The sequence below is a fragment of the Streptomyces europaeiscabiei genome (assembly GCF_001550375.1).
GTDB lineage: Bacteria > Actinomycetota > Actinomycetes > Streptomycetales > Streptomycetaceae > Streptomyces > Streptomyces europaeiscabiei.
Genome location: NZ_LRTR01000298.1, coordinates 1 through 9,802, shown reverse-complemented (window position 1 = coordinate 9,802; position 9,802 = coordinate 1). Strand labels below are relative to the sequence as shown.

General features: G+C 73.4%; 9 protein-coding genes. 5 read left to right on the top strand and 4 right to left on the bottom strand.

Going from position 1 to position 9,802, the window contains the following annotated elements; all coding sequences use genetic code 11:
• Both AWZ10_RS14655 and AWZ10_RS14650 read right to left on the bottom strand, forming a co-directional pair.
• Nucleotides 1-2,422 (bottom strand): sacsin N-terminal ATP-binding-like domain-containing protein (locus AWZ10_RS14655; RefSeq protein WP_060891260.1); only part of this gene is annotated, 2,422 nt, incomplete at its 3' end.
• Between the two features lie 672 nt (nucleotides 2,423-3,094).
• On the bottom strand, nucleotides 3,095-4,027 hold the full coding sequence (locus AWZ10_RS14650; RefSeq protein ID WP_037705300.1) for a DUF3027 domain-containing protein: 933 nt from the start codon (nucleotides 4,025-4,027) through the stop codon (nucleotides 3,095-3,097).
• Nucleotides 4,028-4,695: 668 nt separating this feature from the next.
• On the opposite strand from AWZ10_RS14650, the gene AWZ10_RS14645 reads away from it, so the two are divergent.
• The 4 genes from AWZ10_RS14645 to AWZ10_RS14630 all read left to right on the top strand — a co-directional run bounded on the left by AWZ10_RS14645 (nucleotide 4,696) and on the right by AWZ10_RS14630 (nucleotide 8,236).
• Entirely contained in the window at nucleotides 4,696-6,042 is a 1,347-nt protein-coding gene (locus AWZ10_RS14645; RefSeq protein WP_046709227.1) for an MFS transporter, read from the top strand.
• Between the two features lie 74 nt (nucleotides 6,043-6,116).
• The gene (locus tag AWZ10_RS14640) at nucleotides 6,117-6,587 is read left to right on the top strand and encodes a hypothetical protein (protein ID WP_046709228.1); all 471 of its coding nucleotides are present in this window, start codon (nucleotides 6,117-6,119) and stop codon (nucleotides 6,585-6,587) included.
• A 16-nt stretch (nucleotides 6,588-6,603) separates the two neighbouring features.
• Nucleotides 6,604-7,356, top strand: a complete 753-nt coding sequence (locus tag AWZ10_RS14635) for a futalosine hydrolase (protein ID WP_060891259.1) — start codon at nucleotides 6,604-6,606, stop codon at nucleotides 7,354-7,356.
• A gap of 10 nt (nucleotides 7,357-7,366) precedes the next feature.
• The gene (locus AWZ10_RS14630; RefSeq protein ID WP_173531693.1) at nucleotides 7,367-8,236 is read left to right on the top strand and encodes a 1,4-dihydroxy-6-naphtoate synthase; all 870 of its coding nucleotides are present in this window, start codon (nucleotides 7,367-7,369) and stop codon (nucleotides 8,234-8,236) included.
• 21 nt (nucleotides 8,237-8,257) lie between these two features.
• On the opposite strand, the gene AWZ10_RS55080 is transcribed toward AWZ10_RS14630, so the two are convergent.
• Nucleotides 8,258-8,641: a cold-shock protein gene (locus AWZ10_RS55080; RefSeq protein ID WP_037705295.1), complete on the bottom strand. Its 384-nt coding sequence runs from the start codon at nucleotides 8,639-8,641 to the stop codon at nucleotides 8,258-8,260.
• Nucleotides 8,642-8,823: 182 nt separating this feature from the next.
• Between AWZ10_RS55080 and AWZ10_RS14620 the strand changes: the two genes are divergently transcribed.
• On the top strand, nucleotides 8,824-9,075 hold the full coding sequence (locus AWZ10_RS14620; protein ID WP_037705293.1) for a membrane protein: 252 nt from the start codon (nucleotides 8,824-8,826) through the stop codon (nucleotides 9,073-9,075).
• A 30-nt stretch (nucleotides 9,076-9,105) separates the two neighbouring features.
• On the opposite strand, the gene AWZ10_RS14615 is transcribed toward AWZ10_RS14620, so the two are convergent.
• Nucleotides 9,106-9,741, bottom strand: coding sequence for an HAD family hydrolase (locus AWZ10_RS14615; protein ID WP_046709230.1), 636 nt, complete (start codon nucleotides 9,739-9,741; stop codon nucleotides 9,106-9,108).
• Between the last annotated feature and the right edge of the window lie 61 nt (nucleotides 9,742-9,802).

The window sequence follows — 9,802 nt, the reverse complement described above, 5'->3', positions numbered from 1 at the left end:
CGGCCGCGAGGAGGCCCGCCGGGCGGCGGCCGTCGAGGACCGGGTGCCCGCGCAGCCACCAGGCCGTGTAGGGGCGTACGACCTCGTGCGTGCCGTCCGGGAGCAGGATGCGCACCGGCTGGACGAGGGCGTCGCGCAGCGGGGGCCGGGCCAGCAGGGCGAGCGCCTCCGGCCAGCGGTCCTCGTCGACGAGGTCCAGGTCCCGCACGGCCACGATCTCCGTCGCGACGGGCGGCACGGGGCTGTCCGGGAACCGGTCGAGGATGTCCTCGGACCACACGTCCACCGCGTCGAGCAGCCCCGGGTCGTCGGGCTCGGCGAAGTCACCGTCGCGCGGCTCCAGTTCGTCCGGGTCGAGGACGACGTCGGTGGCGCGTACGAGGGCGAAGTTGGCCAGAACACCGCAGGCGGCCAGGGGCTGTTCGCCCCAGCGGTCGGCCAGTTCGCCGTCCACGAAGGCGAGTTCGTCCTCGCGGATGACCCGGGCGAAGGGGCTGCCGGGGAGGACGAGTTCACCGGCGGGCGCCAGTTCGCCGTCCTCGTCGGTCAGGGCGAGGGCGCCGAGCCAGGGTTCGTCGCCGGGGTCGAGGGCCGCGTCGCGGACCAGGGCGAGGACGAGGTCGGCCAGTTCGTCGGCGTCCGGCCGTCCGTCCTCCTCGTCCCAGACGCCGCCCTCGTCGTCCAGCGACGCGGCCACGGCGGCCCGTACCTGCGGGGTGGTGAGCACGGCACGCGGGGTCGCGGGCAGGGCGCCCAGCTTCTCCAGAAGCGGATGGGCGGCGTCCGGGTGGGCGACCTTCAGGCCGAGGCGGGCCAGGGTCTCGGGGGCTGTCTGCGGCCCGTCGGGGATCGGCAGGAGCACCTGGCGGGGCCCGATGGTGGTCCGCCCGTCCGCGAGCGGGACGGGGAGGCCGGACAACCGGTCCGGATCCACCCCCGCGAGGCTGTCGTACAGCCGCCGCCACCAGTCGGGCTCCTTCTCCAGGCCCGCGAGCCGGTCGATCGCGTCGCCCAGCGGAAGGCGCGCGACACCCAACGTACGCAGCTCCGCGCGCCGTTCGAGCCCGGCGGGCAGCAGGCTGGGCAGCACGTCGGCGAGGACCTGCACGGTCTCGGCGCCGGCCCCCTCGACGACCTCGGCGTCACGGGGGCGGAGGGCGGCGGGCAGGTCGTCGTCGGGCTCGGGTGCGACCGCGCGCGGCAGGAACGCGGTCCGCGGCAGCCGTTCGAGGATCGCCTGGCGCAGGGCGCCGTCCAGCTCGCCCTTGCCCAGCGGACCGGGCACGAGGTCGATGATGCCCTCGGTGACCGGCTCCCAGGCGGCGAGGAGACCCGCGTACGCGTCCGCCGCGCGCTGCACGAGGAAGTCGGTGAGCGGCCCGGCCGCGGCGTGCCGCCGGGTCGTGTCCAGGGGGAAGGAGGCGATGAGCAGCGCGGGTACGCCGAGGGCCTCCTCGCTGGGTGTGGGCGCGTGCACGACGGCGCTGGTGCGCGGCCGGACCGGCTCGCCGTCGGGTCCGGTGGGCACGGCCCAGGTGACGGACCAGTGTGGCCGCAGCCGCTCCTCGACGGGCCGGTCGGCGAGCAGCGCGCCCTCCAGTGCCCCGTGCTCGGCGACGGTGCGCCAGCGCGTGACCCCGTCCCGTGAGTCCTCGACGACGACGTGCGCCCCCTCCACGCTCCGTCGCAACGTCCGTACGTCACCGGTGCCGATCTCGATGACGACCTCTTCGAGGCCGGGCAGCGCGAGGAGCAGGGCGTCGTCGACCGCGTGCAGCATCCGCTCGGCGAGCTCGGCGGCGGCGGTGTCGCGCAGCGGCAGGATGACGACGGTGTCGTACGTGTCCGGGGCGGTCCCCTCGGCCGCGAACGGCAGCCGCAGCAGCGGCACATGCCCGTCACGCCGACGGATCTCGTCGCCCAGCCCCGGGCTGTGCCGGGCGGTGTCGGCGGCGAGCAGCCGGGCCTCGGCGAGCGACCAGCGGATACCGCCGTGCCGGCCGACGACGGCGGGCTCGTCGGTGACGGAGAGCACGGCGGCGAAACCGACGCCGAACCGGCCCACCGTGCCGTCATGGCCGCTCGTGGTGTCCCGCTTCGCGGACGCCCGGAGTGTGGACAGCGACTCGACGCCGCCCGCGTCCAGGGGGGCACCGGTGTTGGCGGCGACGAGGACGCCGTCCCGGAGGGTGAGCCGCAGCCGCCCCGACACCTTGGCCCGCGCGGCGGCGTCGGCGGCGTTCTGCGCCAGTTCCACGACGAGGCGGTCCCGGTAGCCGCCGAGGACGAGATCCTCCTCGGCGTTGGCATCCTCACGGAAGCGGGCCGGACTGGTGGCCCAGGCGTCGAGCACGCCCCGCCGCAACCGAGCCGTCCCGAACGGGTCCGCACCCTCGACCGCCGGCTGCACGAACTTGCTCACGGTTCACCTTCCATGTCGCCTGGTGCACGAAGGTACCGTGTCGCTGCGCTGCTTCGGCCGGGCGCCCAGGGGGGTGGGGGTGCGTGTGCGTCGGCGGGTACGGGTGGTGGGGGCTGGTCGCGCAGTTCCCCGCGCCCCTGAAAAGCAGGGCCTGCGCCCCGTACTTTTCAGACCCGCAACCCCTCGCCTCCAGCCCCGCAGGCCCGTCGCCTCCAGACCCGCAGCCCCTCGCCTCCAGACCCGCAGGCCTGTCGCCTTCAGACCCGCAGCCCCTCGCCTTCAGACCCGCAGGGCCACCGCTTCCAAGGCCGCGGGTCGCGGTCTTCCACGCCGCAGGGCCATCGCTTTCCACGCCCGCAGGACCGTCACCTTCAGACCCGCAGGCCCTCGCCTTCAGACCCGCAGGCCCGTCGCCTTCAGACCCGCAGGGCCACCGCTTCCAAGGCCGCGGGCCGCGGTCTTCCACGCCGCAGGGCCATCGCTTTCCACGCCCGCAGGCCCGTCGCCTTCAGACCCGCAGGGCCGTCGCCTTTCAGGCCCGCAGGGGCCTGGATCCTTCAGGGGCGCGGGGAACTGCGCGAGAAGCCCCACCGGACCCGCACCCGCCGACGCACCGAACCCCCGAGCTTCTCAGGCGAACCCGCGACCCAACGTCCCTACGCCCCTACGCCCCTACGAGTGCCCCAGATCCGCCTCGGACTCGGTCTCCTCCGACCCCACCGGCACCGACCCCGAGTCCGGCGACGGCCGCAGCGGGAAGGGGTCCACCCGCGTCTCGTCCAGCCGAGGCGGAGCCGGCCGAGGCGTGGCCGGCATGACCGCCGCCTCCGAGTGCCCCCCGCACCCGTACGTCAGGGAGACCATCCGCCCGTCCGCCGGGGCGAACTCGTTCGCGCACACCCCGAAGGCCTGGCCGAGCGACCCCCCGATCGCCACGAGGAACCCACAGCTGACGCACGCCGCCGGCGCGGCCTGGGCCATCGCGGTCTTCGCCCCGAACCCTTCCTCCCACCGGTCCGCGGCCGTGTGCAGCCCGTACCGGGACAGCACCCGGGCCCGCCGCATGCCCAGTTCCTCGGCGACCGCGGCGATCGACCCGCGGGTCGGCGCGAACGGCAGGTTCGCCGGCACCCCGGCGGTGACCTCGGCGTCCTCCGCCTCCACCAGCTCGGCCATGTCGTGCGAGACCGGGGAGTTCGGCAGCGGCTCGTCCTCGCCGGAGTACCCGGGCTCCAGCCGCAGGTCCTCGGCGTCCGTGGGCAGCAGGTCGCCGGGGCCCATGTCGCCGGGCCGGAGGCGCTCGCTCCACGGCACCCACTCCGGCGCGAGCAGCGCGTCGGGGCCCGGGAGCAGGACGACCTCGTCCAGTGTCACGAACTTCGCGCGTGAGGCCCGGGCGACGGTGACGGCCCAGCGCCAGCCGCGGTAGCCCATCTCCTTGCACTCGAAGAAGTGCGTCACGACACGGTCGCCCTCGGACACGAGCCCCGCGTGCTCACCCACCACGCCTGGCGCGGCCGCCTCCTCCGCGAGGCCGCGGGCGAGGTCGACGGCCTCGGCACACAGACGGTCGGGGGTGCGGCTTCGCGTTGTCGCTGCGCTCACAGGTATCGCTTCTCTCCTACGCCGTCTCACGAGTGCGCCTCCCTCGGCGGAGGGGTGCGGACGGAGCGGACCAAGGGGCCGCGTCGACGTCCGCGCCCGATCGCACTCGGGCGCACCTATGTCATCCATTCTGCGGGATGAACGAGAGGCGCGCGGCCGAGAACAACCGCCGCAGGCGCGCTATGCACGCTACCTTCTCCGAGGCTCTGCGCCCACACCGACGTAGCGGTTCCGCGATTCCGCTGCGCTCGGCTTCGGCCGGAGTGGGGTCCGAGGAGGCTGGACAGGCACCGTCAGTTGTTGGCGGGAAACCGCCGTGACCTGCGGTCCGGCGCCGCGTGAGGACTCGGGAGGCCAGGGTCGTCGGGCGGCTGCGGGTGTGTGGAGGCTTCGCGCGCAGTTCCCCGCTCCCCCCGAAAAGCAGGGGCGGCGCCCCATGCTTCTCCGCTCGCGGGGCCGTCGTCCTCCGGGCCCGCGGGGCCCAATCTTTCAGGGGCGCGAAAAACCGCCCGGCCGGCCCCCGCCCACCCGCGGCCGGCCCACCCACCGCGGACACCCCCTCCCGAACCGGGGCCATACGAGCGGTAAACGCACTACGCCCCCCTTTCTCGGGGCACTATGACGAGGTGACCGGCGCCGAGCGGGGCGGAGCGCGCGGATCGGGTCGGGTGACCGGCGCCGTCCGCTCGGTGGGCCGCGCCCTGCACCTCCCGTTCACCGGCCCCGCCCGAGGCATCCGCAAGGCCACCCACGCCCACGGCGCCGGCGAGTCCGGCCTCGGCAAACTCATCGAGCTGCACGGTGTGAACGGCGCGGGCGACGTGATGATCACCGTCTCCCTCGCCTCCACGGTCTTCTTCTCGGTCCCCACCGACGAGGCCCGCGGCCGCGTCGCCCTCTACCTCGCCATCACCCTCGCCCCGTTCGCCCTCCTCGCCCCCGTCGTCGGCCCCCTGCTGGACCGCCTCCCGCACGGCCGCCGCGCCGCGATGGCCTGCGCCATGCTGGCCAGGGCATTCCTCGCCCTGATCCTCGTCGGCGCCGTCGAGACCGGCCGCATCGAGCTCTATCCCGCCGCCCTGGGCGTCCTGGTCGCGTCGAAGGCGTACGGGGTGGTCCGCAGCGCGGTCGTACCCAGGCTGCTCCCGCCCCGGTTCTCCCTGGTGAAGGCCAACTCCCGGGTCACCCTCTGCGGCCTGCTCGCCACCGGCATCGCCGCGCCCATCGGCGCCGGACTGCAGGCGCTCGGCCCGCGCTGGCCGCTCTACGGCGCCTTCGTGATCTTCATCGCGGGTACGTTCCTCTCCTTCACGCTCCCCGCGAAGGTCGACTCGGCGAAGGGCGAGGACAGGGCCCTGCTCGCGGCGGACCCCGAGCATCTGCACGGCCCGCACCGCAGCGAGACGCTGAAGAAGCCGGGTCTGCGGACGGTCGGCCCGGCGGTGACCCACGCCCTCACCGCCAACGCCGCGCTGCGCGGCCTCTCCGGCTTCCTGATCTTCTTCCTGGCGTTCCTGCTGCGCATCCACCCGCTCCACGGGCAGAGCGCCGCCGTCTCCCTGGGCATGGTGGCCGTGGCGGCCGGTACGGGAAACGCGCTGGGCACGGCCGTGGGGGCGTGGGCGAAGCAGCGTTCGCCGGAACTGATCATCGTGACCGTCGTCGGTGTCGAACTCGCTGTGGCGATCACGGCGGCCCTGTTCTTCGGCTGGTTCTTCGTCGCCTTCCTCGCCGCGGTCGCCGGGTTCTCGCAGGCACTGTCGAAGCTGTGCCTGGACGCGCTGATCCAGCGCGACGTCCCCGAACTCGTCCGGACCTCCGCCTTCGCCCGCTCCGAGACCCTGCTCCAGATGTCGTGGGTGGTCGGCGGCGCGATCGGTATCGCCCTCCCCCTCAACGGCACCCTCGGGATGGCCGTGGCCGCCGCGATCGTCGCCGCGGGCTGGCTCACCACGGTCCGCGGCCTGCTCTCCTCCGCCCGTCACGGCGGCGCGCCCCGCGCCCGTGTGGCCTGACCGATTCCCGGGCCGGCCCGGCACGCCGTACCCCACGTAAGGGCGCCCCTGGACATGCCAGATAACCTTCGCCCATGACCTTCCCGCGTTCCCGTCGCGCCGCAGCCACTCTCGGCGCCGTTTCCGCCGGACTTCTCGTCCTGTCGGCCTGCGATGAGCCGACGCCGATGGCCACCGTCACGATCGGCACCGACTCGATCAGCGCCGAGGCCGAGTGCTACCGGACCCTCGACGCCGCCCAGGCCAAGGAGTGCGCGGAGGAGAAGCCCTCCAAGTCGATCGAGCTGCCGGAGGGCAAGGCCCTGCGCATCGGCGTCGACCCGGAGGTGGCGAAGACGGGCTGGGCCCTGTGGATCAACGGGGAGCAGGCCACCAGCGACACGTTCGACAAGACGTACTGGTCGTTCGAGAACCCGGGCCTCTTCGCCACCCAGCCCGGTCAGCCCGCCCAGAAGTCGCTGACGATCAGCATCGTCGAGCAGAACGCCTCGGGTTCGGCGATCAAGGGTGTCTGGAACTTCAAGCTGAAGAACCCGGACGCCTGATCCGCGGCCGCCGCCCATGCGCATCCTCGTAGCCACCGCCGTCCCCGCCGAACGGGACGCGGTGGCACGAGCGCTCCCGGGCCCCGCCGCCGAGACCCGGCTCCCGGCGGCCACCCTCCACTGCTTCCGGACACCCCCGCACGACTACGACCTCCTCGCCGCCGGTGTGGGCCCCGCCCTCGCCGCCGCCTCCTCCGCCGCCGCGCTGACCGCCGCGGCCCTGGAGGGCAGGCCGTACGGGCTGGTCGTGTCCGCCGGTATCGCGGGCGGGTTCCTGCCCGAGGCGCCCCTCGGCTCTCTCGTCCTCGCCGACGAGATCACGGCGGCCGATCTGGGCGCCGAGACGCCGGACGGCTTCGTTCCGGTCACCGACCTGGGCTTCGGCACCGTCACCCACCACCCGCCGCAGGACCTCGTACGTGCCGCCGCGACCGCCACCGGTGCCCGCACCGGCACCGTCCTCACCGTCTCCACGGTCACCGGCAGCGCCGAGCGCGCGGACTCCCTGCGAGCCCGCCACCCGCGTGCGCTGGCCGAGGCGATGGAGGGCTTCGGGGTCGCCGAGGCCGCCGCCGCACACACCACGCCCGTCCTCGAACTGCGCGCCGTCTCCAACCCCGTGGGCCCGCGCGACCGCGCCGCCTGGCGCATCGGCGACGCGCTGGCCGCACTCACCGAGGCCTTCGGGAAGCTGACGCCCGTACTGGAGAGTTGGGACCCCCATGAGCCCTACGAGTCCGACGAGCCCCATGAGCCCTACGAGTCCTGAGGCGACGCCCATGAGCCGCGCGACCACCCCCGCCGGGAGCGGCGCACTGCGGATGGCGTACTCGCCCTGCCCCAACGACACCTTCGTCTTCGACGCCTGGGCACACGGCCGGATCCCCGGCGCGCCCGCGCCCGACGTGACGTTCGCGGACATCGACATCACGAACGGTATGGCCGAGCGCGGCGACCTCGACGTACTGAAGGTGTCGTACGCCGTGCTGCCGTACGTCCTGGACGAGTACGCGCTGCTGCCCTGTGGCGGTGCGCTCGGGCGGGGCTGCGGTCCGCTGGTACTGACGCGGGGGCCGGGCACGGACCTCACCGGCCGTACGGTGGCCGTGCCGAGCGAGCGCTCGACCGCGTATCTCCTCTTCCGCCTCTGGGCGGCGGACACCCTGCCCGGCGGAGTCGGCCGCATCGTCGTGATGCCGTTCCACGAGATCATGCCGGCCGTGCGGGACGGCGAGGTCGACGCCGGACTCGTCATCCACGAGGCCCGCTTCACCTACCGGAACTACGGCCTCCACAAGCTCGCCGACATGGGCGAGCACTGGGAGGACACGACGGGGCTGCCGATCCCGCTGGGCGCGATCATCGCGAAGCGCTCGCTGGGGGCAGAGACGCTGACCGGGCTCGTGGAGACGATCCGCGCCTCCGTCCGCGCGGCCTGGGACGACCCCGCGGCTTCCCGCCCGTACGTCCTCGAACACGCCCAGGAGATGGACCCGGCCGTCGCCGACCAGCACATCGGCCTGTACGTCAACGAGTTCACGGCCGACCTCGGCGAGGACGGCTACGCGGCGGTCAGGGGCCTGCTCACCCGCGCGGCGGCCGAGGGACTGGTACCGCCCCTCGGCCCGGACGCACTCGCTTTTCCTTAGACACCCCGGGAGTTGTCGCGGCTACACGTCCAACTGGTCGGCCACGGCGCGGAGAAGACCCGCGATCTTCCCGCCCGCGGCACGGTCGGGATAGCGGCCCCGCTCCAGCATCGGCGTGATGTTCTCCAGCAGCGTCGTCAGATCCTGCACGATCGAGGCCAGTTCGTCGGGCTTCTTGCGCTGGGCGGCGGCGACCGAGGGGGCCGGCTCCAGGACCGTCACGGAGAGGGCCTGGTCGCCGCGCTGACCGGCGACGACCCCGAACTCGACCTTCTGGCCCGGCTTCAAGGTGTCGACACCGGCGGGCAGTACGGAGGAGTGGACGAAGACGTCACCGCCGTCGTCGCGGGAGAGAAAGCCGAAGCCCTTCTCACTGTTGAACCATTTGACCTTGCCGGTAGGCACGTCTGTCCTCGTCCTCGTACTCGTCGGAAAATGCGTCTGAAAAGTGTTCTCGGTGTGCGCAAACTGCTCTGGACAGCACTACAGCGGGTCGTCGGACCCGCCGGTCCCCAGCCTATTGGTCCGGGGGCGGGTGACAAGACGTCGGCCGACTGTTCCCTCGCGCTGGGAACTACCCTGGTCGGGTGCGTGACAAAACCCAACCGAATTCCGCCGAACCCGGTGACCGGCTGATCCGTGCCGGTGCCATCGTGTTCTTCGTCGGCGCCGTGGCCACACTCGTCACCGTGGCCCCGCTGTTCCTCGGAACGACTCCGTTCCCCACCTACATGTTCGTCCTCAGCATGCTCATGGGCGTCGGGTTCCTCATCGCCGGCGCGGGAGTCCTCCAGTCCGTGGCGGCGGGCCGCCGAAGGGCGCGCGAGGCACGTTCGTAGTCCTGCTGCAGTCCTGCCGATTTTCCGGGGCTACCGGGAGCGCGTCCGCCGGTGCGTGTCGAGCCACTCCGGGAACGCGGTCAGGTCCGTGAGGACGACGTCGGCACCGGCCTCGCTCAGCTCCCGTGCGTCGCAGGGGCCGGTGGCGACGGCGACCGCGTACGCCTGTGCGTTGCGGGCGCCGCGTACGTCGCCGGTGTGGTCGCCGACGTACACGCTCGCGCCGTGCTCGCGCAGCGCCGCCGCCTTGGCCTCCGCCCACAGGTCACCGACGAGTTCGTCCGGCTCCATGCCGAGGTGCTCCAGGTGCAGCTTGGCGTTGGGCTCGTACTTGGCGGTGACCACGATCGCCCGCCCACCGGCCGCCCGGACCGCCGCGATCGCCTCCGGCGCGCCCGGCATCGCGGGGGTCGCGGCGATCGCGATCGCCGGATACATCTGCCGGTAGAGGTCCGCCATCGCCGGGATCTCCGCCGCCGGGAACCAGTGCGCCAGCTCCTCCGCGAGCGGCGGCCCCAGCCGGGTGATCGTCAGATCGGCGTCTATGTACGTCCCCGTCCGCGCCGCCAGCGCCTCGTAACAGGCATGGATCCCGGGCCGCGAGTCGATCAACGTCATGTCGAGATCGAATCCGACGGTCAGTGCGCGAGAGTTCATGCCGTCCATTTTGCGCCGGGCGGGGTGGCGGGTCGGGGGCGGGTCGGGGGCGGGTCGAGGGCGGGTGCGG